The sequence below is a fragment of the Shinella granuli genome (assembly GCF_004341885.1).
GTDB lineage: Bacteria > Pseudomonadota > Alphaproteobacteria > Rhizobiales > Rhizobiaceae > Shinella > Shinella granuli.
Genome location: NZ_SLVX01000001.1, coordinates 46,289 through 68,354, shown reverse-complemented (window position 1 = coordinate 68,354; position 22,066 = coordinate 46,289). Strand labels below are relative to the sequence as shown.

Annotated in this window: 22 protein-coding genes; 8 read left to right on the top strand and 14 right to left on the bottom strand. The window is 66.2% G+C overall.

Annotated features, from left to right (window positions below):
- Window positions 1-32: 32 nt before the first annotated feature.
- Window positions 33-1,037, top strand: coding sequence for an Ldh family oxidoreductase (locus EV665_RS00320; protein ID WP_064330828.1), 1,005 nt, complete (start codon window positions 33-35; stop codon window positions 1,035-1,037).
- Window positions 1,038-1,120: 83 nt separating this feature from the next.
- Window positions 1,121-2,035 carry a sugar kinase gene (locus tag EV665_RS00315; protein WP_133032685.1) on the top strand — a complete coding sequence of 305 codons (915 nt, stop codon included), beginning with the start codon at window positions 1,121-1,123 and terminating at the stop codon, window positions 2,033-2,035.
- Window positions 2,036-2,236: 201 nt separating this feature from the next.
- Here EV665_RS00315 and der read toward each other — a convergent pair whose 3' ends face one another.
- From der to EV665_RS00300, 3 genes are all read right to left on the bottom strand, one after another.
- Window positions 2,237-3,670 (bottom strand): ribosome biogenesis GTPase Der, encoded by a 1,434-nt coding sequence (gene der / locus EV665_RS00310; RefSeq protein ID WP_133032684.1) that lies wholly within the window; start codon window positions 3,668-3,670, stop codon window positions 2,237-2,239.
- Between the two features lie 92 nt (window positions 3,671-3,762).
- Window positions 3,763-4,434, bottom strand: a complete 672-nt coding sequence (locus EV665_RS00305; protein ID WP_064330831.1) for a tetratricopeptide repeat protein — start codon at window positions 4,432-4,434, stop codon at window positions 3,763-3,765.
- A gap of 102 nt (window positions 4,435-4,536) precedes the next feature.
- Window positions 4,537-5,121, bottom strand: coding sequence for an NnrU family protein (locus EV665_RS00300; RefSeq protein ID WP_064330832.1), 585 nt, complete (start codon window positions 5,119-5,121; stop codon window positions 4,537-4,539).
- Between the two features lie 139 nt (window positions 5,122-5,260).
- Here EV665_RS00300 and EV665_RS00295 point away from each other — a divergent pair, with 139 nt between their 5' ends.
- Complete coding sequence (locus tag EV665_RS00295; RefSeq protein WP_064330833.1) at window positions 5,261-6,274, top strand: polysaccharide deacetylase family protein; 1,014 nt, start codon at window positions 5,261-5,263, stop codon at window positions 6,272-6,274.
- Between the two features lie 9 nt (window positions 6,275-6,283).
- On the opposite strand, the gene sbmA is transcribed toward EV665_RS00295, so the two are convergent.
- From sbmA to glpK, 8 genes are all read right to left on the bottom strand, one after another.
- Window positions 6,284-7,549, bottom strand: coding sequence for a peptide antibiotic transporter SbmA (gene sbmA, locus EV665_RS00290; protein ID WP_064330834.1), 1,266 nt, complete (start codon window positions 7,547-7,549; stop codon window positions 6,284-6,286).
- Window positions 7,550-7,644: 95 nt separating this feature from the next.
- Window positions 7,645-8,835, bottom strand: a complete 1,191-nt coding sequence (locus tag EV665_RS00285) for a YbfB/YjiJ family MFS transporter (RefSeq protein WP_133032683.1) — start codon at window positions 8,833-8,835, stop codon at window positions 7,645-7,647.
- Window positions 8,836-8,944: 109 nt separating this feature from the next.
- On the bottom strand, window positions 8,945-9,697 hold the full coding sequence (map, locus tag EV665_RS00280) for a type I methionyl aminopeptidase (RefSeq protein ID WP_064330835.1): 753 nt from the start codon (window positions 9,695-9,697) through the stop codon (window positions 8,945-8,947).
- 45 nt (window positions 9,698-9,742) lie between these two features.
- Window positions 9,743-10,804 carry an LLM class flavin-dependent oxidoreductase gene (locus tag EV665_RS00275; RefSeq protein WP_133032682.1) on the bottom strand — a complete coding sequence of 354 codons (1,062 nt, stop codon included), beginning with the start codon at window positions 10,802-10,804 and terminating at the stop codon, window positions 9,743-9,745.
- Between the two features lie 132 nt (window positions 10,805-10,936).
- Window positions 10,937-11,419, bottom strand: coding sequence for an SRPBCC family protein (locus tag EV665_RS00270; protein ID WP_133032681.1), 483 nt, complete (start codon window positions 11,417-11,419; stop codon window positions 10,937-10,939).
- 79 nt (window positions 11,420-11,498) lie between these two features.
- The gene (locus EV665_RS00265; protein WP_133032680.1) at window positions 11,499-12,755 is read right to left on the bottom strand and encodes an RNA polymerase sigma factor; all 1,257 of its coding nucleotides are present in this window, start codon (window positions 12,753-12,755) and stop codon (window positions 11,499-11,501) included.
- Window positions 12,752-13,126 carry a YciI family protein gene (locus tag EV665_RS00260; RefSeq protein ID WP_064330839.1) on the bottom strand — a complete coding sequence of 125 codons (375 nt, stop codon included), beginning with the start codon at window positions 13,124-13,126 and terminating at the stop codon, window positions 12,752-12,754. The genes EV665_RS00265 and EV665_RS00260 overlap by 4 nt, the downstream gene beginning before the upstream one ends.
- Before the next feature lie 378 nt (window positions 13,127-13,504).
- The gene (glpK, locus tag EV665_RS00255; protein WP_133032679.1) at window positions 13,505-14,998 is read right to left on the bottom strand and encodes a glycerol kinase GlpK; all 1,494 of its coding nucleotides are present in this window, start codon (window positions 14,996-14,998) and stop codon (window positions 13,505-13,507) included.
- Between the two features lie 196 nt (window positions 14,999-15,194).
- Here glpK and EV665_RS00250 point away from each other — a divergent pair, with 196 nt between their 5' ends.
- Together EV665_RS00250 and xdhC are read left to right on the top strand one after the other, a co-directional pair.
- The gene (locus EV665_RS00250; protein ID WP_064330841.1) at window positions 15,195-15,968 is read left to right on the top strand and encodes a 3-hydroxybutyrate dehydrogenase; all 774 of its coding nucleotides are present in this window, start codon (window positions 15,195-15,197) and stop codon (window positions 15,966-15,968) included.
- 154 nt (window positions 15,969-16,122) lie between these two features.
- Window positions 16,123-16,962 carry a xanthine dehydrogenase accessory protein XdhC gene (gene xdhC / locus EV665_RS00245; protein WP_133032678.1) on the top strand — a complete coding sequence of 280 codons (840 nt, stop codon included), beginning with the start codon at window positions 16,123-16,125 and terminating at the stop codon, window positions 16,960-16,962.
- On the opposite strand, the gene EV665_RS00240 is transcribed toward xdhC, so the two are convergent.
- Window positions 16,959-17,138 carry a hypothetical protein gene (locus EV665_RS00240; RefSeq protein ID WP_133032677.1) on the bottom strand — a complete coding sequence of 60 codons (180 nt, stop codon included), beginning with the start codon at window positions 17,136-17,138 and terminating at the stop codon, window positions 16,959-16,961. The genes xdhC and EV665_RS00240 overlap by 4 nt on opposite strands.
- Window positions 17,139-17,239: 101 nt before the next feature.
- Here EV665_RS00240 and EV665_RS00235 point away from each other — a divergent pair, with 101 nt between their 5' ends.
- Entirely contained in the window at window positions 17,240-18,133 is an 894-nt protein-coding gene (locus EV665_RS00235; protein WP_162852930.1) for a LysR substrate-binding domain-containing protein, read from the top strand.
- Window positions 18,134-18,136: 3 nt separating this feature from the next.
- Here EV665_RS00235 and EV665_RS00230 read toward each other — a convergent pair whose 3' ends face one another.
- Window positions 18,137-18,850 (bottom strand): glutathione S-transferase, encoded by a 714-nt coding sequence (locus EV665_RS00230; protein ID WP_133032675.1) that lies wholly within the window; start codon window positions 18,848-18,850, stop codon window positions 18,137-18,139.
- Between the two features lie 159 nt (window positions 18,851-19,009).
- Here EV665_RS00230 and EV665_RS00225 point away from each other — a divergent pair, with 159 nt between their 5' ends.
- Window positions 19,010-20,242, top strand: a complete 1,233-nt coding sequence (locus EV665_RS00225) for a urate hydroxylase PuuD (protein WP_133032674.1) — start codon at window positions 19,010-19,012, stop codon at window positions 20,240-20,242.
- Between the two features lie 5 nt (window positions 20,243-20,247).
- Complete coding sequence (gene guaD / locus EV665_RS00220; RefSeq protein ID WP_133032673.1) at window positions 20,248-21,555, top strand: guanine deaminase; 1,308 nt, start codon at window positions 20,248-20,250, stop codon at window positions 21,553-21,555.
- A gap of 6 nt (window positions 21,556-21,561) precedes the next feature.
- On the opposite strand, the gene EV665_RS00215 is transcribed toward guaD, so the two are convergent.
- Complete coding sequence (locus tag EV665_RS00215; protein WP_064330848.1) at window positions 21,562-22,056, bottom strand: ureidoglycolate lyase; 495 nt, start codon at window positions 22,054-22,056, stop codon at window positions 21,562-21,564.
- Window positions 22,057-22,066 lie beyond the last annotated feature (10 nt).

The window sequence follows — 22,066 nt, the reverse complement described above, 5'->3', positions numbered from 1 at the left end:
TGCCGGCAAATTCCATAGAGAAGGTTGACCCCATGACCGATGCCGTCACCCTTTCCCCGCAGGAAGCACGCGACCTTGCCCGAACGGCGCTGATGCGTGTCGGCATGGTGGAGACCGCGGCCACGGCGCTTGCCGGCGCCACGGTGGATGCCGAAATGGCGGGCAAGAACGCGATCGGCTTCACGCATCTGACGGATTACTTGCGCAGCCTCGTCGACGGGCGGATCGACGGGCGGGCGGAACCGCTCATCACCTCGCCGGTCCCCGCCATCGTGAAATGCGACGCCATGGGCGGCGTGGCCCAGCATGGCTTTGCGATCGCCCTTGAGGAACTGGTGACGAAGGCAAAGGCGCTCGGCATCGCCGTCTTCACCGTCCAGAACAGCTACACCACCGGCGAGCTCGGCTGGTATGCTGCCCAGCTTGCCCAGGAAGGCCTTGTCGCCATCGCGGCGACGAACGGGCCGGCGTTGCTGGCCGGCGCGGGAAGCCGCCTGCCCGTCTACTGCACCAACCCGCTGGCCTTCGCCGCCCCGCTCGCCGACGGGCGCTTCCTGCTGGTCGACCAGGCCTCCAGCGCCACGGCCTATGTGAAGATCCGCGAGGCGGCCGCCCGGGGCGAGGCCATTCCCGCGGGTTGGGCGCTCGACCAGGAGGGGGAGCCGACCACCGATCCCTTCGCCGCGATGAAGGGGGCCTTGCTCGCCTTCGGCGGAACGCGCGGTGCCAATGTCGCGCTCATGGTGGAAGTGCTCGCCGCCGGCCTCACCGGCGCGAACTGGTCGCTCGATGCCCCGGACTTCCAGGCGGGCGATGCCTCTCCCGGGGTCGGCCTGTTCCTCCTGGCGCTCGCTCCGCAGCTTCTCGCCGACGGTTTCTCCACCCGCTTCGCCGAGCAGGTGGAGCGGCTTTCAGGCGTCTACGGCGTCCATATCCCCGGCCTCGACCGCGTGGAACGGCAGCGGCAGGCGGAAAGCGCCGGTATCGTCTTGCCCCGCCAACTCTTTGACAGTATTTCCTCTTTCCGGCGCAACTAGAGCGTTTTGTTTTGACCGCATTCTCCGGCGCCGAAGCGATCTCGCCTCGGCAGGAAATGCACGGGTCGGGAGGACCTTGGGACATGGCGGCACGCCTGCTGACGATCGGCGAATGCATGGTGGAACTGATGCAGGCCGAGGGCGGCCTCCTGCGCAAGAGCTTTGCCGGCGACACGTTCAACACCGCCTATTATGCCCGCCAGTACCTGCCGGCCGACTGGAGCGTCGACTATGTCTCGGCCGTCGGCACCGACATGATCTCCGACGAGATGCTTGCCTTCATGGATGGCCACGGCATCGGAACCGGGCATGTCGCGCGCATCGAGGGCCGCTCACCCGGCCTCTACATGATCCACCTGAAGGACGGCGAGCGCAGCTTCTCCTACTGGCGCTCCGCCTCCGCGGCAAAGCTGCTGGCGCGTGACGGCGACCGGCTGCGCGCGGCCATCGACGCCTCCGACATCGTGGTCTTCTCCGGCATCACCCTGGCGATCCTGCCGCCCGAGGATGTCGAGACGCTGCTCGCCGAGCTGCGCCGCGCCAAGGCCGCGGGAAAACGCGTCGCGTTCGACCCGAACATCCGCCCGCGCCTGTGGGACGATGCCGAGCGCATGCGCGCGACGATCACCGCGGGCGCGCGCGCCGCGACGCTGGTCATGCCGAGCCTCGACGACGAGACGACGCATTTCGGCGATGCCGGGCTGGAGGACACCATTGCCCGCTACCGCGCGCTCGGCGTCGACGGACTTGTCGTGAAGGACGGCGCCGAAGGCGCGACCCTCGTCTTCGGCGAGAAGCGCAGCCATGCGCCGTCCGCCAAGGTGGAAAAGATCGTCGACACGACCAGCGCCGGCGACAGCTTCAACGGCGCCTTCCTCGCCCGCCTTGCGACAGGCGCCGCGCCGGAAGAGGCTGCCCGCTTCGCCGCTGATGTCGCGGCCGCGGTCATCCAGCATCACGGCGCGCTGGTGGCGAAGGACAAGCTGCCGGAGGGCTGAGGCCACAAGGGCAACGACTCCGGCCCCTCATCCGGCCTGCCGGCCACCTTCTCCCCGTAAACGGGGCGAAGGGGATATGCCGCGCCGGTTTCCCCAACAAATGCCCGCAAGCGTGGCACGTCCCCTCTCCCCGCTTGCGGGGAGAGGGTTAGGGTGAGGGTGAGGGGCAAACGCCATATCCACCGAAGGGTGAAAGGGCGCTCAGCGCTTCTTCTTCGCCTTGTTCGCGAACGGGTTGTCCGATGCGCGGAAGTGGATGCGGATCGGCACGCCCGGCAGGTTGAAGTCGTTGCGCAGGCCGTTCGTCAGGTAGCGGATATAGGATTCCGGTAGCGCATCGGGACGCGTGCAGGAGATCATGAAGCCCGGCGGGCGGGCCTTCACCTGCGTCATGTATTTCAGCTTGAGACGGCGGCCGGAAACGGCCGGCGGCGGATGCTGCGTCTGCTGCGCATCCAGCCAGCGGTTCAGCTTGGCGGTGGAGATGCGGCGGTTCCAGGTGCGGTCCGTGTCGATGACGGCCTGCATCAGCTTGTCGAGGCCGCGGCCCGTCTGGCCGGAAACCGGCACGGCGCGGATGCCGCGCGCCTGCGGCAGGAGGCGATCGGTCTTTTCGCGCAGCTCCGCGAGCACGGCCTGCGGGTCGTCGATCAGGTCCCACTTGTTGAAGGCGAGCACGGCGGCGCGGCCCTCGCGCAGCACGAGGTCGACGATCTGGAGGTCCTGCTTCTCGAAGGGAATGGTCGAATCGAAGACGATGACGACCGTCTCGGCAAAGCGGATGGCGCGCAGGCCATCGGCGACGGAAAGCTTTTCCAGCTTCTCCTGCACCTTCGCCTTGCGCCGCATGCCGGCCGTGTCGAACATCTTGATCGTGCGGCCCTTCCAGTCCCATTCGACGGAGATCGAATCGCGCGTAATGCCGGCCTCCGGGCCGGTCAGCAGCCGGTCCTCGCCGAGGAAGCGGTTGATCAGCGTGGACTTTCCGGCATTCGGGCGGCCGACGATGGCGACGCGCAGCGGCTTCGTCTCGTCATATTCCGGCTCGAAATCCTCGTCCTCTCCGGCGCCCTCGGCAGCCGCCTCGGCACGCACGTCGACATCGGTGACGGCCTCGTCCTCCTCGGGGAAGGCCCGCTCCTCGCCGATCGCTGCGACGATGGCATCGCGCAGGTCCAGCATGCCCTGGCCGTGCTCGGCGGAAATCGGCGTCGGCTCGCCAAGGCCGAGCGTGAAGGCATCGTAGAAGCCGCCGTCGGAGCCACGGGCCTCCGACTTGTTGGCGACGAGCACCACCGGCTTGCCCTTGCGGCGCAGCATGTCGGCAAGCGCCTGGTCGACCGGCGTCAGGCCCATCTTGGCATCGACGACGAAGAGCGAGAGGTCCGCCTCGTCGATCGCCGCCTCCGTCTGGGCGCGCATGCGGCCCTGCAGGGTTTCGGGCGCGGCCTCCTCGAGGCCGGCCGTGTCGATGATGCGGAATTTCAGGTCGACGAGCCGCGCATCGCCGGGGCGGCGGTCGCGGGTGACGCCCGGCGTGTCGTCGACGAGCGCGAGCTTCCTGCCCACGAGCCTGTTGAACAGGGTGGACTTGCCGACATTCGGGCGTCCGACAATGGCGACGGTGAAGCTCATGGATGTGTTCCGTTTCGGTGGCCGGCTAAAGCAGTTCCGGTAAAAGGGCGAAGCGGTCTTTCATCCGGAACTGCGTCAAAAAAGATACGAGATCAGGAGGACAGCTTGCCGCTTGCGGCGATCAGGTCAAGCAGCATCTGCGCCCGGTTGGCGACGTTGCGCGGGCTCTCGTTGTCGGCAAGGATCGCGTCGAACCATTCCTTGGCGCGCGCATAGTCCTCGTGCTTGTAGGCGGAGAGGCCGAGAACCTCGCGCGCGGAGTGGCGCAGCGCGCTCTGCGGCGTGGCAAGCTGCTCGGCTTCGGCGGAAACCTGGTCGTAGGTGCCGGTATCGACGAGCAGATAGGCGGCGCGCAGGCGCGCGGCATCGCGCAGCGCCTGCGGCACGGAACCATCCTTGGCGATCGCCGTGAAGGCATTGACGGCGCCCTGCGCATCCGTCGTCGCCAAAAGCGAGGCGGAGCGCATGCGCGCCAGCACCGGATAGGAGCCGAAGCCGTCCTTCTCCAGCGCGGTCAGCGCGGCGAGCGCCTCCTCGTTCTTGCCCTCGCGGGCGAGCGTCAGGGCGGCCAGGAAGCTGTCGCCGGCGGCCGAGGCCTCGCTGTCGCGCCAGTAATCGTAGCTCACCTTGCCGATCGTGCCGAGGACGACCAGAACGGCGGCGCCGATGAAGATGCGGCCGAAACGCTTCCAGATCAGGCGCATCTGGTCGGAGCGCAGCTCCTCGTTCACCTCGCGGATAAAGCTGTCGTCCTGATTTACCATTCCCTGCCCGGCTCTTGCTGACGATTGGAGTTTGCGCCTTCTACCCCATTTTGGCGGCGTTGTAAGGGGGCAGGCGCGAAAAGCGCGGGATGGACGAAGGGATCACGGCAGCGGCGGAACGCCGATCACCCATTCGTGAAGCTTGAAGACGATCACGGCATAGAGCGCAAGACCGACGACGATGGAAATCAGGTCGTATTTCGCCGAGACGAAAACCGGCAGCGTCGTCTCGCCGGCCGCGATGCGCTTCTTCAGCGTGATGCGCAGGATGACCGCCCAGGCGAGGATCGTCACGAAGAGCAGCACGGAATAGCTTTCGCCATTCGCCAGGAGATGGGCCAGCGCCCAGATCTTGATGGCGACGAGGATCGGGAACTTCAGCTTCGTGCGGATGTGCCCGGCCGGCAGGAAGCCGGCGACGAGACAGATCGAGGCGATCAGCATCAGCGTCAGCGCGATATGCGACAGGAAGGTCGGCGGGAAATAGAGCATCTGGCCGCCGTTCTCGCGCGCATCGACGAAGCCGTAGGCGATGAGCACGAGGCTGAGCAGCGAGACGACGCCATGCAGCGCCATCCAGCCCGGCTTGCCGATGGCGGCAATGCCCGCATTGCGCAGGCCCGGCGCGAAGGGGCGCAGAAGATGGGTGACGATGAAAAGAACAAGACCGGCGATGAGCAACGTCATGAAAATGCCCCTTGAAGAAAACACGGCCCGCGGCCGTTTCCTCTGGAATAGCCCTCGCACGGCGACAATTCCAGCCCGATCAAAGGATTGCCGCATTCGCGACCCATGAAAACCCCTTTGCAAATTGTCGCGGGTAGCCATGTCGTCTTCAGTCTCGTCCCGTATAGTCCTCCTTCCCCTCGCCGTCGCGCTTGCCGCCGGCCCGGCCCTTGCCAAGGACGATGCGGTCGAGGCCGCAAAGCGCAAGCAGCTCGTCATCGTCTCCTTCGACGGAGCACACGACAACCTCCTGTGGGAGAAGAGCCGCGCCATGGCGAAACGCACCGGCGCGCATTTCACCTATTTCCTCTCCTGCACCTTCCTCTTCCCGAAGGACGAGCGCGCCAAATACCAGGCGCCGCACGAAAAGCGCGGCCGCTCCAATGTCGGCTTCTCGCCGGACCGGGAGGACACGATCCTGCGCCTTGGCGAGATCTGGCTGGCGAAGCTGGAGGGCCACGATATCGGCAGCCATGCCTGCGGCCATTTCGACGGCGGCAAGTGGAGCGCGGAGGACTGGAAGAGCGAGTTCACCTTCTTCCACGAGGCGCTGAAGAACGCCTGGCAGAATGCCGGCGTCGGCGAGCGGGAGCCGGCGGACTGGCAGCGCTTCGTCAAGGAGGACATCAAGGGCTTTCGCGCGCCCTATCTTTCCGCCGGCAGCGGACTGATCAAGGCGCTGGAGGCGCACGGCTTCACCTATGATGCCAGCCTCGTCTCGAAGGGCCCGGCCCTGCCGGTCGCAAGCGGCGAGATCGCCCGCTTCGCCCTGCCCCTCGTGCCGGAGGGCGCCGCCCGGCGCCCGGTCATCGCCATGGACTACAACCTCTATGTCCGCCATTCCAAGGGCAAGGAGGCCCCGGAAAAGAGCGCCGCCTTCGAGGAAAGCACCCTTCAAGCCTATCGCGACGCCTTCACGAAGCAATATGGCGGCGAGCGCATCCCCCTCCAGCTCGGCTTCCATTTCGTCGAGATGAATGCCGGCGCCTACTGGCGCGCGCTCGACCGCTTCCTGACAGAGACCTGCGGCAAACAGGACGTCGCCTGCGTCAGCTATGCCCAGGCGATGGACATTCTCGCGAAAGAGAAGAAGGCGGCCGGAGCCGCCCTCTGATCGTCAAGCCTACCGCGCCAGCTCCTCGTTGCCGCCAGCCGCGATGAACTGCTGGTCGATGCTCGGCAGTTCCTGCCCCTCGATCGCCGCTTCGAAGGCGCGAAGGCGCTTGTGGATCGACTGCAGCTCGATGATCGTCGACCACGAATTCACGAGATACTGGAACGAGCTGGACACCTGACCGAAGGCCGTCAGGATCTGTTGCAGGATGCCGTAGGTGATCTTGCCGGTGACGATGGTCGGCACGAGGATGAAATAGACGAAGAGGTTGTCGGCCTGCAGGTAGAACATGCGGGCGACGTTGAAATAGAGATAGTGGAAATAGAGCCGGAAATAGTTCATCCGGACATTGTCGAAGAGCTCGCGCACCGTCGGCGGCTGGGCCTTGGTCTCGTCGTCTTCGCCATAGACCAGTTCCTTGCGGTAGGCAGCCTCGACACGCTGGTTGCGGAACTCCAGGCCCGGCAGCTTGATCCCGACGAAGGCGAGCAGGAAGGTGCCGAAGGCCGACCAGAGGATCGCCGCCCAGAACAGCGCATGCGGCACTTCGCCGATGACCGGCAGCGGGCCGATATGCACGGAGAGGGCGAAGAGCACCGGCAGGAACGCGATCAGCGTCATCACCGCGTCGATCAGGCTGACGCCGAGGCCTTCGGTGATCGTCGCGAAGCGCATCGTGTCTTCCTGCACGCGCTGCGAGGCGCCTTCGATATGGCGCACGCGCGGCCAGAGCGACATGTAGTAGTTGTTCATCGCCGTGCGCCAGCGGAAGACATAATGGCTGACGAAGAAGCGCGTCATCACGTAGACGAAGACGCTGATGAAGGCGATCTGGCAGAAGATCAGCATCAGGTCGAAGAAGTTCTGTGTGGTGACGCCGCCCGTGCCCTGGAGCGCGTTCTGCAAGGTATCACCGAACGGCCGGCGCCAGTTGTTGATAGCCAGCGACACCTGCACGCTGAAATAGGTCGAGAAGATGATGAAGGCCGAGCCCCAGATCGACCAGTTGGTCCAGGGATGGTCCTTCGCCCGGATCTGCCAGAACAGGCCGAAGAGGCCGGTGCAGATCACGAAATAGAGATAGAACCAGATATTGTCCGGCGTCACGAAATAGCCGAGGCCCACCGGGGGCGCCGTGTCGGCCGGCAGCGGCGGCAGGCCGATCAGCGCACCGAAATTGGCACCGACCGAGTACCAGACCGCGATCGAAAGCAGCGTCCAGGCGACAAGGGAGGAAAAGAACAGCTTCGGCTGCGGAAAGAAGGAATGGAACAAGGTGCGAAACTCTCGTTTGCAAGGGGCGGCAGCGCCGCCGGTTCGCGCAGAACCTAGAGGAGTTTGCGCATAGCAACAATCGTCGAGCGCCCGGATTACCGAGATTTAATGGAAAGCGCCCCGCCAAGAACGGTGATGCCGGCGGCAAGAAGCAGGATGGCCGCAGCCGCAAGGCTGGGCAGGAAATAGCTCCCCGTGCGCGCCGCCAGAAAGCCGGCGCCGAGCGGGCCGAGGATCTGCCCGACGCCGAAAGCGGCCGTCATCAGGGCCAGCACGCGCCGCGGGCTTTGGCTGGCGAGGACCCGGCCGAGCTGCAGCCCATAGGCCGTGACGACGATGAAGGTGATGCCGAGCAGCGCCCCGCCGACAAGCGCCGACCAGGGAAAGGGCAGCGTCACCGTCGCCGCGACGCCCACCGTCTCCACGAGGATCGCGAGCAGATAGGCCATCGCCACGCCGAACCGCCGCTCCAGCGGTTTCCAGGCGAGGAGCGAGAGCGCGGCGGCAGCCCCCGTCACGAGCCAGGTGAGGCATTCGAGCAGCGGGCTTTCCGCTCCCTCCCGAGCGATGGCGACGATGAAGGTGGCCGTAACGACATAGCCGATGCCGAAGAGGCCGTAGCTTGCCGTCAGGGCGACAAGCGGCCGGGTCCAGGCGATCGGCGGCTCGCGCAATGCAGACGCGCCGCCCTCCGGACGCGGCAGCAGGATCGCGACGGCGACAAGGCCCGCCGCGCCGAGCAGCGCACCGGCAAACCAGTCGACGCGCCAGGCGGGCATGGCGGAAAACTCGACCAGCGACAGGAGATAGACGAGCACGGCAGAAACCGCGATGCCGCCGCCCACACCGGAAAAATGCGCCATCTGCACGCGCGGGTCCCGGTGCACGAGGCCGATGGAGAGCACGATGCCGGAGGTGAAGATCATGGCGAAGGCGCTGGCAAGGCCGGCGAGGAAGCGCACGACGGAGAGCGCGGCGACGCCGGAGAGCAGCCCCATGGCAAGCAGCAGCAGCACCGTGGAAACCAGCGCGCCGAGCGCAAGGCGCCGTTCGAAACCGGCCGCCCAGCCATAGGCGGCCAATACGGCGCCGAGCAGGTACCCCGCGAAATTCGCCGCCGCGATGATGCCGGCATCGGCGGCGTTCAGGCCGAGCCCGGCCATCATGCCGGGCAGCACGGGCGTATAGAAGAAGCGGCCGAGCCCCATGGCGACGGCCATGGCGAGCGCGCCGGCGATCGCCGCCCGGACAGGCTCATGCGACGGGGCGGGAGTGCGGTGCATCATGGCGAGACCATCGCACCGCAACATAAAGGCGACAAACGACATTTATTGATCGACGGATCAGCGGCGGTGAAGGCTCGCCCTGCCCGCGCCAGCGGTCTGCCGGACCGGTTCAGCCCGGCAGCGTCACCACGAGCGGCCCGTTGCGGGTGGCGACGACCGTGTGCTCGAACTGCACCGTCGGCGCGCTCGGCTCGCTGTAGAGCGTCCACTCGTCGTTGCTGCCGCCTTCCGCCCAGTTGGCGCCGAGCGAGAGGAACGGCTCGACGGTGAAGACGAGGCCTTCCGTCATGCGGCGCTTTTCCTGCGGGTCCGGCCAGGTGGCGATTTCCGTCGGCTCCTCGTGCAGCGAACGGCCGACGCCGTGGCTGGCGAGGTTGGCGATCAGCGTATAGCGGTTCTTGCGGGCGAATTCGCCGATGGCATTGCCGACCTCGGCAAGCGGCCTGCCGGCCCGCACCGATTTCAGCCCGACCCAGAGCGCACGCTTGCCGTCGCGGCAAAGGCGCTCGACGGCCGGCGTCGACCGCCCAACCGTGAAGGAGGCACCCGTATCGGCGAAATAGCCGTCGAGCTCGGCGGAGACATCGATGTTGACGAGGTCGCCGTCGCGGATCACCCGCTCGCCCGGAATGCCGTGCGCCACCTCTTCGTTGACGCTGATGCAGGTCGCGCCCGGAAAGGCATAACAGCTTTCCGGCGCCGAGCGCGCGCCCGCCGCCTCCAGCATGCGCCGGCCGATCAGGTCGAGCTCGGCCGTCGTCATGCCCGGCCGGATGGCGGTCGACATGTGCTGCAGCACATTGGCGCAAATCCGGCCGATGGCCTTCAGGCCGTTGAGGTCTTCGTCGTTTTCCAGGGTCATCGCGTCTCTCTTTCGCGGGCCTCTTACCATGCCCGCGCGCCGTTGTCAGGCGGAAGCGGCCACGTCGCCCTTCGCGTCGTCCGCCAGCATCTCGCGCACCAGCGGGGCGACCTTCGTGCCGTAGAGCTCGATGCCGCGCAGCACCGCCTCGTGCGGCATCGGGCCGATCGCCATCTGCAGCATGAAGCGGTCGTTGCGGAAGATCCGGTGGTGATCGACGATCTTCTTCGCCACCGTTTCGGGATCGCCGAGGAAGAGATGGCCGGTCGGCCCGGTCGACTGGTCGAACTGCGCCCGGCTCGTCGGCCCCCAGCCGCGCTCGCGGCCAATGCGGTTCATCACCTCGGCCTGCGGGCCGTAGAAGGTGTCGGCCGCAGCCGCGGTGGTGTCGGCGATGAAGCCGTGCACGTTGATGCTGGTCTTCAGCCCGCCCGCATCCTGCCCGGCGCGGCGCGCGGCCTCGCGGTAGAGATCGAAGAGCGGCGCATAGCGCGACGGCGTGCCGCCGATGATGGCAAGCGCCAGCGGCAGCCCGTAGGCCCCCGCCCGCGCCACCGACTGCGGCGTGCCGCCGACGGCGATCCAGATCGGAAGGCGGCCATGCGCTGGGCGCGGATAGACGCCGAGCCCCGGCAGCGGCGGGCGCATCGTGCCGTTCCACGACACGGTCTCTCGCTCGTTGAGCGCCAGCAGCAGGTCCAGCTTCTCCTCGAAGAGCCGGTCATAGTCATCGAGCGCATAGCCGAAGAGCGGGAAGGATTCGATGAAGGAGCCGCGCCCGGCCATGATCTCCGCCCGGCCGCCGGAAAGAAGGTCGACCGTCGAGAACTGCTGGAAGACGCGCACCGGATCGTCCGAGGAGAGCACCGTCACCGCGCTCGTCAGCCGGATGGCCTTGGTCCGCGCGGCGGCGGCGGCCAGCACGACGGCCGGCGCCGAGGCGGCATAATCCGCCCGGTGATGCTCGCCGAGCCCGAAGACGTCGAGCCCGACCTGATCGGCAAGCGCGATCTCCTCCAGGAGGTCCTTCAGCCGCCGCTCCCCTTCCCGCCCCTTGTCGGCAGCATTGGGATCGACGTCGGCAAATGTATAGAGGCCAAGTTCCATGGGATGTTCCAGGCAAGAGGGATTTGCCCAGAGATATGGCCCGCACACGCAGGTTGAAAGGGCCGTTCGGGAAACAGTGTGTTCACGAAGATGAAAAGGACGGACGCAGGGCGCCCGTCCTCCATCCCTCCATCAGAGCCGCGAGGCCACGGCTTCCAACTGCGTCGCCACCTGGCCCCAGCCCTCGTGGAAACCCATCTTCTCGTGCATCTCGCAGTCCTCGACGGACCAGTGGCGGGCGATGGCGGTGTAGCGGGTCTTGCCGTCGCCGAGGTCGTCGAAGAGAATCTCGGCGCTGAAGAAGGCCTTTTCGGTGGGCTTCCAGTCGGGGCCGAAGGCATCGGTCGTGATGATGCGCCTGTCCTTTTCCACCTTCAGGAAGATGCCGGTGTTGTCCATGTGGAAACCGTCCGGACCGGTCATGACCGTGCGGAACTTGCCGCCGTCGCACGGCTCGATCTCGATGACCGGCGTCTCGTAGGGTTTCGGTGCGAACCATTCCTTCATCAGCTCCGGCGTCGTCCAGGCCTTGAAGAGCTGGGCGGGCGTGGCGTTCAGCACGCGGGTCAGCACCAGTTCGCGGTTGTTGGCGGGCTTGATCTCGGCGTCGGTCATGTCTGTCTCCTCGTTGGATATGTTCGGTGGTTCGTCTCAAGGACGGCCGGCGGACGGCCAATCCGACATCGAAAAGGGGTTATTTTTCGGCTGCGGTCCGTTCGCGCTGCATGCTGTCGAGATGCTGGCGGATATGGGCCGCCTCTGCCGAACTCGTGGCAAGCGCAATGGCGCGGTCGAAGGCTTCGTGCGCCTCGCCATAGCGGCCGAGCTGCTTGAGCAGGCCGCCGCGCAGCCCGTGGAAATAGAAATAGCCGTTCAGCTTGTCGGCAAGCGGCTCGATGAGCGCCAGCGCCGCCTCCGGCCCTTCGCGCTTCGAGACGGCGACTGCGCGGTTGAGCCGCACCACCGGCGAGGGCTGCAGGCGCTCCAGCGTCTGGTAAAGCAGGTCGATCTCGAGCCAGTCCGTCTCATCGGCCGTTTTCGCGCGGGCATGCAGCGCGGCGATCGCCGCCTGGATCTGGAAGGCGCCGGGCGCGCGGTGGCGGATTGCCTTGTCGATCAGCACCAGCGCCTCGTCGATCAGGCTGCGGTCCCACAGCGAGCGGTCCTGGTCCTCCAGGAGCACGATCTGACCGTCCTTGTCGAAGCGGGCCGCAAGCCGCGAATGCTGGAGAAGGAGAAGCGCCGTCAGGCCCATGATCTCCGGCTCGGCCGGAAAGAGCTTCAGGAGCAGCCGCGCCAGCCGGATCGCCTCCGCACAGAAGGGCGTATCCGCCTTGTCCGGCACGCCCGCCGAGTAACCCTCGTTGAAGACGAGATAGATCATCGCCGCGACGAGGCCGAGCCGTTCGGCCCGCGCCACCGCATCCGGCGTCTCGAAGGGAATGCCGGCCGCGCCCACCTTCGCTTTCGCCCGGGTGATGCGCTGCTCCATCGCCGCCTCTGAGACGAGGAAGGCGCGGGCGATCTGCCGGACCGACAGGCCCGAGACGATGCGCAGCGCCAGCGCGATCTGCTGGGTCGCCGGCAGGTCCTTGTGGCAGCAGACGAAGAGCAGGCGGAGAATGTCGTCCCGGTAGTGCGCGCCGTCCAGCCGGTCCGCGAGGTCGCGTTCCGTGTCCTCCAGGTCGGACAGCACCTCCTCGGGCGGCAGCGGCTGGTGCCTGGCGCGCTTGCGCACCTGGTCGATGCCGCTGTTGCGGCCGACGAAGATGAGCCAGGCTGCCGGATCGCGCGGCGGGCCCTTGTCGGGCCAGGTCTTCAGCGCCCGAAGGCACGCCTCCTGATAGGCCTCCTCCGCCATGTCGAGGTCGCGGAAGTAGCGCAGGAGCGCACCCATGGCCTGCGGCCGCGCCGAGGTCAGCGCCAGATCGATCCAGGCAAGCTCTGTCATGTGATGGGTACTCCCGGATTGAAATACTGCAGCGGCCGGACCTCATAGGTACCGTTGGCCGGATTGACCGCGGAAAGCTCGCGGGCGAAGGTGATCGCCTCCTCCAGCGTCTCCACGTCGAGCACGAAGAAGCCGAGGAACTGTTCCTTGGTTTCGGCGAAGGGACCATCCATGACGATATCGTCCGTCACGCCCTTGCGCACGGTGACCGCCGCCGTCGTCGGCATCAGCCGCGCGACCGGACCGAGCTTGCCCGCCTCGGCATAACGCTGGTTGACCGCCCCGAGATCGGCCATGACCTTCGCGTCGAGCTCCTTGCTCCAGGCGTTGACTTCACTTTCGGCGTCGTAACAAAGAACGGCATACAGCATGGTGAACTCCCGTTGGTTGAAAGACGTAGGAGTAGCGTCTCAGCCGACAGGGCGCACCGGAATATTTTTGATCGATGGGATGAGCCGCGTGAAACGGCGGCCGGGACAATATGACCGGGCGCAGCTCCTTCAGGCGTCCCCGTTCGGGCACGCCAGACGCCCCTCTGCCTTTCAGGCGCCGTCCATCAGGCGCCCCGTTCAGGCGCGCCTCCCTCCGTTGTTCATCCTCCGCCCTCTCCTCCGTCATCCTCGGGCTCGACCCGAGGATCCACCGAAACGGCACGCGCGGAGTTTGGGGCATGGATCCCCGGGTCAAGCCCGAGGATGACGGAAGAGAGCGACGCGCCGGTAGGAAAAACCGCGAAGAACCGCCTGGACCTACCCCGCGCTCAGCGTCCGCCGCACGGCATCCTTCCAGCCCTTGATCTTCACCGCGCGGGTCTTCTCGTCCATCTTGGGCTCGAAGCGCGTATCCCGCGCCCAGGACTTGGCGAACCCCTTGCGGTCCGGCCACACGCCCGCGCGCTGGCCGGCGAGCCATGCGGCGCCGAGGGCGGTCGTTTCCAGGATGGTCGGGCGGTCGACGGGGGCGTCGAGGATGTCGGAAAGGCGCTGCATGGTCCAGTCGGAGGCGACCATGCCGCCGTCGACGCGCAGCACCGTTTCCTTGCCGTTCGCCTTCCAGTCCTTGTGCATGGCGTCGAGCAGGTCGCGCGTCTGGTAGCAGACGGCCTCCAGCGCGGCGCGGGCGAATTCCGCCGGCCCCGTATTTCGCGTCATGCCGTAGATGGCGGCGCGGGCGTCGGGGTCCCAGTGCGGCGCGCCGAGGCCGGTGAAGGCGGGCACGAGGTAGACGTTCTGCGTCGGGTCGGCCTTGGCCGCAAGGTCGCCGGTGTCGGGCGCGGCCTTGATGACCTTCAGCCCGTCGCGCAGCCATTGCACGGCCGCCCCGGCGATGAAGATGGAGCCTTCCAGCGCATAGGTCGTCTCGCCGTCGAGCCGGTAGGCGATGGTGGTGAGCAGCCGGTTCTTCGAGCGCACCATGTCGGTGCCGGTGTTGAGCAGCGCGAAGCAGCCCGTGCCGTAGGTGGACTTCATCATGCCCGGCTCGAAGCAGGCCTGGCCGATGGTCGCCGCCTGCTGGTCGCCGGCAACGCCGAGGATCGGGATTTCCGCGCCGAACAGGCCCTTTTCCGTCACGCCGAAATCGGCGGCGCAGTCGAGCACGTCGGGCAGCATCGCCTTCGGCACGCGCAGGATGTCGAGCAGCTCGTCGTCCCAGGCGTTGGAGGCGATGTTGTACATCAGCGTGCGGCTGGCATTGGTGGCATCGGTGACATGGGACTTGCCGCCCGTCAGCCGCCAGATCAGGAACGTGTCGATCGTGCCGAAGCAGAGGTGCCCGTGGGCAGCCCGCGCCCGCGCGCCCTTCACGTTGGAGAGCATCCAGGAGAGCTTGGTGCCCGAGAAATAGGGATCGAGCAGCAGGCCCGTCTTCCGGGTGAAGGTCTTTTCGAGATCCTGCTTCTTCAGCTTCTCGCAATAGGAGGCGGTGCGGCGGTCCTGCCAGACGATGGCATTGTGGATCGGCCTGCCGCTCTCGCGCTCCCAGACGACGACCGTCTCGCGCTGGTTGGTGATGCCGATGGCGGAAATGTCGGAGGCGGCAAGGCCCGCCTTCTTCAGCGCGGCCTTGACGGACCAGACGACGCTGTCCCAGATTTCCTCCGGATCGTGCTCGACCCAGCCGGACTGCGGAAAATGCTGCGTGAATTCCTTCTGGCCGGAACCGACGACCTTCTGCTTGCCGTCGAAGACGATCGCCCGGCTCGATGTCGTGCCCTGATCGATCGCGAGAACATATCCGCCCATCTCTTCCTCCCAGCTGCGGGTCGCTCCCAGACCCTTCGGAATCTTCAATACGATACTAAAACGAATGTCAAAGGAAAATAAAACGCAAGTCGCGTTCTGCCCTCAGCGGGACTGTACCGCGCGGAAAACGCAATTGTCATCGCGCGAGTTTTGGGCGTAGGCTACCGCAACGCAGCATGATCGGGAGACAGCAAGCATGAAAAGCGTCGTCGTAACGGGCTCCACCAGCGGCATCGGCCTTGCCATCGCCACCGCCTTCGCCGAAAGCGGCGCCAATGTCGTCATCAACGGGTTCGGCGCGGCGGACGAGATCGAGGCGATCCGCGCACGGCTCGACGGCCTCGGCAAGGGACGCGTGCTCTATCATTCCGCCGACATGACGAAGCCGCATGAGATTTCCGACCTCGTCGAAACGGCGGTGGAGGCATTCGACGGCGTCGACATCCTCGTCAACAATGCCGGCATCCAGCATGTCGAGAAGATCGAGGATTTCCCGGTGGAGAAGTGGGACCAGATCATCGCGATCAACCTCTCCAGCTCCTTCCACACGATCCGCGCCGCCATTCCGCACATGAAGCGCAAGGGCTGGGGCCGCGTCATCAACGTCGCCTCGGCGCACGGCCTCGTCGCCTCGCCGTTCAAGTCCGCCTATGTGGCCGCGAAACACGGCATCATGGGCCTGACGAAGACCGTCGCGCTGGAAGTCGCCGAGAACGGCATCACCGTCAACGCCATCTGCCCCGGCTACGTGCTGACGCCGCTCGTCGAAAAGCAGATTCCCGACACGGCCAGGGCCCGCGGCATCAGCGAGGCTGAGGTGAAGTCCGACGTCATGCTGAAGTTCCAGCCGACCAAGGAATTCGTCGGGGTCGACGAGGTCGCGGCCATCGCGCTCTTCCTCGCCTCCGATGCGGCAAAGTCGATCAACGGCACCCATATATCGGTGGATGGCGGCTGGACCGCCCAATAGAAACGGACGCGCGGGCACCCTGTGCATCCGCGTGTTCCCGATGGCGGGCACCGTGCTCCGCCACAGGCCGCCCCTTCCCGGCGGCGGCCAAACCGCCCCACGCCCAGGCGCGTGCGGGCCATCGGACGACTGAGGGCCGTCAAAGAAGGATGACATGAACTTTCTGCAGGACAGTCTGGAGGGCTTTCTCGCCCGGGAACACCGCGTCGTCATCGTCGAGGTCACCGCCGCCAAGGGGTCGACCCCGCGCGACGAAGGCACGTTCATGCTGGTGGCGCCGACGGAAATCCACGGCACCGTCGGCGGCGGCCAGCTCGAATACGACGCCATCGAGAATGCGCGAAAGATGCTGGCGGATGCCGGCGGCGAGGCCAGGCTCGACATTCCGCTCGGCCCCGAGATCGGCCAGTGTTGCGGCGGGCGCGTCGAGCTCACCTTCACCTTTGCCGACGCGCAGGCCCGCGAGGCGCTCGAGGCACGCCTTGCCGAAGAGGAACGGCGCAAGCCGCAGGTCTGGGTCTTCGGCGCCGGCCATGTCGGCCGGGCGCTGGCGGATGCGCTGACCATGCTGCCGCTCAACATCTTCGTGGTGGAGGCGCGCCAGAGCGAGCTCGACCAGCTCACCTCCGAAGTGCACCATCGCCTGGCCGCCCTGCCGGAGGCGCTGGTCGCCGACATTCCGCCGGGCTCGGCCGTCGTCATCGTCACCCATGACCATGCGCTGGATTTCCTGATCGGGCAGGAAGCGCTTGCCCGCACCGACCTTGCCTATGTCGGCATGGTCGGCTCGACGTCGAAACGCGCCTCCTTCCTGCACCACCTGGAACGGCAGGGCATCGACCGCGGCGCGGCCGACCGGCTGGTCCTGCCGATCGGCGGCACGGCGGTGGACGACAAGCGCCCGGAGGTCATCGCCGCGATGACCGCCTCGGAAGTGCTGCTCGCCTTCGCCGCCTGGCGGCACAAGGGGGACGCCCCCACGGCGGCAGGCTAGCCGCGGCCGTCGAGAAAGCCGAGATCGCGCTTCATGTAGTCGGAAAGATCGCGCGGATCGAGACGGGGGACGCGCTTGCGCTGCCGCCCCCGAAAGACACGGGAGAGCTTATGCCAAAGGCCTTCCTTGCGAAACGGCAGGCGGGCCACCGGGGCCTGGTCGACGATACATGACATGGTAAAACCTCGTAAATTCCATCCATTGGCTTGCAGGATGCGCCGAAAGATGATGGAACTCCAATCGAAGCTTCGTCTGTATCCATAAAGAGAACTTGGCCTTGAAGATGTCGCGCAACTTTCCGCTCAACGCGCTTCGCGTCTTCGAGGCGGCCGCGCGGCATGCCAGCTTCACCCGCGCTGGCGACGAGCTCGGCATGACGCAGACCGCCGTCAGCTACCAGATAAAGCTCCTGGAGGAGACGCTCGGCGAGACGCTGTTCCTGCGCCAGCCGCGGCAGGTGATGCTGAGCGAGGCCGGCGAGCGGCTGGCACCCAAGGTTGCCGAGGGGCTGACGAAACTGGCCGAAGCGGTGGCGGACCTGCGCGGGGCCGCCGAGCAGAAGCTGCACATCCATTCGACGCCCACCTTCGCCACGCAATGGCTGAGCCGCACGCTCGGCGACTTCCAGCTCAAGCACCCAACCATTGCCGTCCGGCTTTCCACCTCGCAGGAGCTGATCGACTTTACCCGGGAAGAGGCGGATGTCTCGATCCGCTGGGGCAAGGGCGACTGGCCGGGCCTTACCTGCCATCGCGTCATGCGCATGGACTTCGCCCCCATGCTGAGCCCGGCGCTGGTCGAGACGATCGGCGGCATAAGAAAGCCGGCCGACCTGCTGAAACTGCCGATCATCAGCCCGCTGGACATCTGGTGGCGCACCTGGTTTTCCGCCGCGGGCATCGACGATCCGGGCCTCGAACGGTTTCCCCCGAACGAACTCGGCGTGCAGACGATCGACGCCCAGGTGGCGATGGCCGGCCAGGGCGTCGCGATCCTCAATCCCGGCCATTTCCGGGCGGAAGTCGCCGCCGGCCAGCTTTACCAGCCCTTCGAGCTGACCTGCAACGACGGCCGCGACTACTGGCTCGCCTATCCGGAAAACCGCCGCAACATCCTGAAGATCCGGGCCTTTCGCGACTGGATTCTCGCGACGATGCCGGCAGCGGTGTGACCGCTACGCCTTGGCGTCCAGTTCGGGATAGTGGCGGAAAAGGTCGTTCTCGTTGCCGGGAAGCCGGCGCTCGCTGGCGAGATAGGCCCTGATCCGCGAATGCCCGGCGACCGCGGCGCAGAGCGCCCTGATCTTCGGATAACGCGGATAGAGCTCGCCCATCAGCACAGGGAAGGCGTAGGCCAGGCCGTCCATGACCTGGAACAACGAGAGATCCGCATAGCTGAGCCTGTCGCCGACGAGATGCGTTTGACCCTCCGGGTTTCGCGCTAGGATGCCCTCGAACCAGCCGAGGAATTTCGGAACGCGCTGCGCGCGGAATTCCGCCGCCCGTCGGAGCGATTCGGGCTTCTGGTTCTCGTAGTATTCCCCTGCCCCGATCGGATGATGGACGTCATGGCCCTCCAGGACGAAGTCGGCGATGGTCAGCTGGATCTGATGCGTCCAGAGCCGCAGCCGCGGCTCGGCGGGCGCAAGGTCGAGCTTGTCGCCGAGATAGAGCAGGATGGCCGCCACCTGCCCGACGACCACGTCACCGTCCCTCAGGAAGGGCGGCGCGAAGGAGGGCGTGGCCACTTCCCGGCTCACCTTCGACAGGATGCCGTCGCCCTCCTCGCGCGCGACGTCGCGATAGGGCGCACCGGCCGCCTCCAGCGCGAGGCGGATATATTCCCCGCGCCCCTGGATGCCGGTCCAATAGTAGAGTTCGTAGGTCATGGCGCAAAACACCCTTGGCCGGACGGCGGTTCCGCCCGGGGCGAATTTTCGGGCGCACCGCAATCGAAATCAGAGGGATAGCCGGCCGGCCCGCCCTTCCCTCGCCGCCGATTATTGCGCAATGTGCGCGGTGCGGAAAGAGCATGAGGGGACGCACCGATGTATGAATATGCCATCGCCTGGGAATGGCTGACCTTCGCGGTCCGCTGGCTGCATGTCATCACCGCCATCGCCTGGATCGGCTCGTCCTTCTATTTCATCGCGCTCGATCTCGGCCTCGTGAAGCGGCCGCATCTGCCGGCCGGCGCCTATGGCGAGGAATGGCAGGTGCACGGCGGCGGCTTCTACCACATCCAGAAATACCTGGTGGCGCCGGCCTCGATGCCCGAGCACCTGACCTGGTTCAAATGGGAAAGCTACATGACCTGGCTTTCCGGCTTCGCGCTGCTCTGTCTCGTCTATTACGGCGGCGCCGACCTCTTCCTCATCGACCGCTCGGTGCTCGACGTCTCGACACCGGTCGCCATCCTCATCTCGCTCGCCTCGCTGACGCTCGGCTGGATCCTCTATGACCTCATCTGCAAGTCGCCGCTCGGCAGGAACACCTGGGGACTGATGCTCGTCCTCTATTGCATCCTCGTCGCCATGGCCTGGGGCTACACGCAGGCCTTCACCGGCCGGGCCGCATTCCTCCATCTCGGCGCCTTCACGGCGACGATCATGTCGGCCAACGTCTTCTTCATCATCATGCCGAACCAGCGCGTCGTCGTCGCCGACCTCATCGCCGGCCGCACGCCCGATCCGAAATACGGCGTCATCGCCAAGCAGCGCTCCACGCACAACAACTACCTGACGCTGCCCGTCATCTTCTTCATGCTGTCGAACCACTATCCCCTCGCCTTCGCGACGGCCTTCAACTGGATCATCGCCGCGCTGGTCTTCCTGATGGGCGTGACGATCCGGCACTGGTTCAACACGACCCATGCCCGCGAGGGCAAGCCCACCTGGACCTGGCTTGTCACCACGCTCCTTTTCCTCCTCATAATGTGGCTTTCCACCGTGCCGAAGGTGCTGACCGGCGAAAGCGCGAATGCCGGCCTTCCCCCCTCCGCCGAGCGGTTCGCATCAAACGGCCATTTCCCGGCGGTGCGCGATCTCGTCTCCACACGCTGTTCGATGTGCCATGCCGCCGAACCCGTCTGGGAAGGGCTTCGCGCGGCGCCGAAGGATGTCGTGCTCGAAAGCGAAACGGCGATTGCCCTCCATGCCCGCGAGATCTATCTGCAGGCCGGGCGCAGCCATGCCATGCCGCCGGGCAATGTCACCGGCATGACGGGGCAAGAACGCGCCCTGATCACCGCCTGGTTCGAAACCGCAGCAGAAGGACGCTGACCGCCATGACGACAACCCTCATCCGCGGACGCCTGCTCTCCTTCCTCCGCCGCCCGGTCGCGATCGACGATACGGCAAGCTATCGCTACGAGGAGGACGGCGGCCTGCTGGTCGAGGACGGGAAGATCGCCGCCGTCGGCTCCTATGCGGACATGCGCGCGGCTACGCCCGCCGAGGTGGAGGAGATCGACCATCGCCCGCATCTCATCCTGCCCGGCCTCATCGACACGCACCTGCATTTCCCGCAGATGCAGGTGATCGGCTCCTATGCCGCCAACCTCTTGGAATGGCTGAACACCTATACCTTCCCGGAGGAATGCCGCTTCGTGGAGAGCGAGCATGCCGCCCGCATCGCCCGCCACTTCTACGACGAGATGATCCGCCACGGCACGACGACCGCGGTCGCCTATTGCTCCGTGCACAAGACCTCCACCGACGCCTATTTCGCAGAGGCGCTGAAGCGCGGCATGTGCATGGTAGGCGGCAAGGTGATGATGGACCGCAACGCGCCGCAGGGCCTGCTGGACACGCCCGAAACGGGCTATGACGAGACGCGCGCCGTGATCGCCGAATGGCACGGCAAGGGCCGCAACCATGTCGCCATCACCCCGCGCTTCGCCATCACCTCGACGCCGGCGCAGATGGAGATGGCAGCCGCGCTCGCCCGCGAATTCCCGGACCTCCACATCCAGACGCATCTTTCCGAAAACCACGACGAGATCCGCTTCACCAGCGAGCTCTATCCCGATGCGATCGACTATACGGACGTCTATGCGAAATACGGCCTGCTCGGCCCGAAAAGCCTGTTCGGCCATTGCATCCACCTCTCCGAGCGGGAAGCGGACGCGATGAGCGAGGCGGGCGCCGTCGCGGTGCACTGCCCCACCTCCAACCTCTTCCTCGGCTCCGGCCTCTTCCCCCTCAAGGCGCTGTCGCGCCGGGACAGGCCGGTGCGCATCGCCGTCGCGACGGATGTCGGCGGCGGCACGAGCTATTCGATGCTGAAGACGATGGACGAGGCCTACAAGATCCAGCAACTGCTCGGCGAGCGGCTGAACCCGTTCGAGAGCTTCTACCACATGACGCTCGGCAATGCCGAAGCGCTGTCGCTCGAGGACCGCATCGGCACGCTGGAGGCCGGCACGGACGCCGACTTCGTGGTTCTGGATGCCGCCGCGACGCCCGCCATGGCGCTGAAGATGGAAGTGGTGCGCTCGCTGACCGACGAACTCTTCCTGCTCCAGACGCTCGGCGACGACCGGGCGGTGCGCGAGACCTACGTGGCCGGCCGGCCGATGAAGGCGGCGCTTTGAACCGCCCTACGGCGCTTCGATGATGAAGGGCTCGTCGAAGAAGAACTCTTCCAGGTTGACGCCGCCGCCGAGGCGGTCGACCACGAGGAAATCGCTCACCGTATCGAGGGTCATCAGCGGATGGTGCCAGACGTTGCGGCGATAGTTGACGCCCTGCCGTCCGCCGGCGCGGAAGACCTGCGGCCGGCCGGGCCTGCCGCCCTCGTCCTCCGCCACCACGACCAGCCAGGGCCGGTCGTCGATCGGCGAGAAGCTCTGGCTGCCGAAGGGATGGCGCTCCATCATGTCGACGGCATAGGGGAAGGCCCGCGGGCTGCCGCGGAAGAGGTTGATGATGACCTTCGCGTCCTCGCCGACAGCCTCGGCCTCGGCGAGCGCGTGGTAGCGCTCCGTATTGCCGCCGTTGATATGGCGCATCGTGGCGGGATCGGCCTCGATCACCGTGCCGAAGGGCGCGAAGGCATTCTGGGTCAGCGGCCGGATCGTCAGTTTCTCAGCCATCGGACAGCCC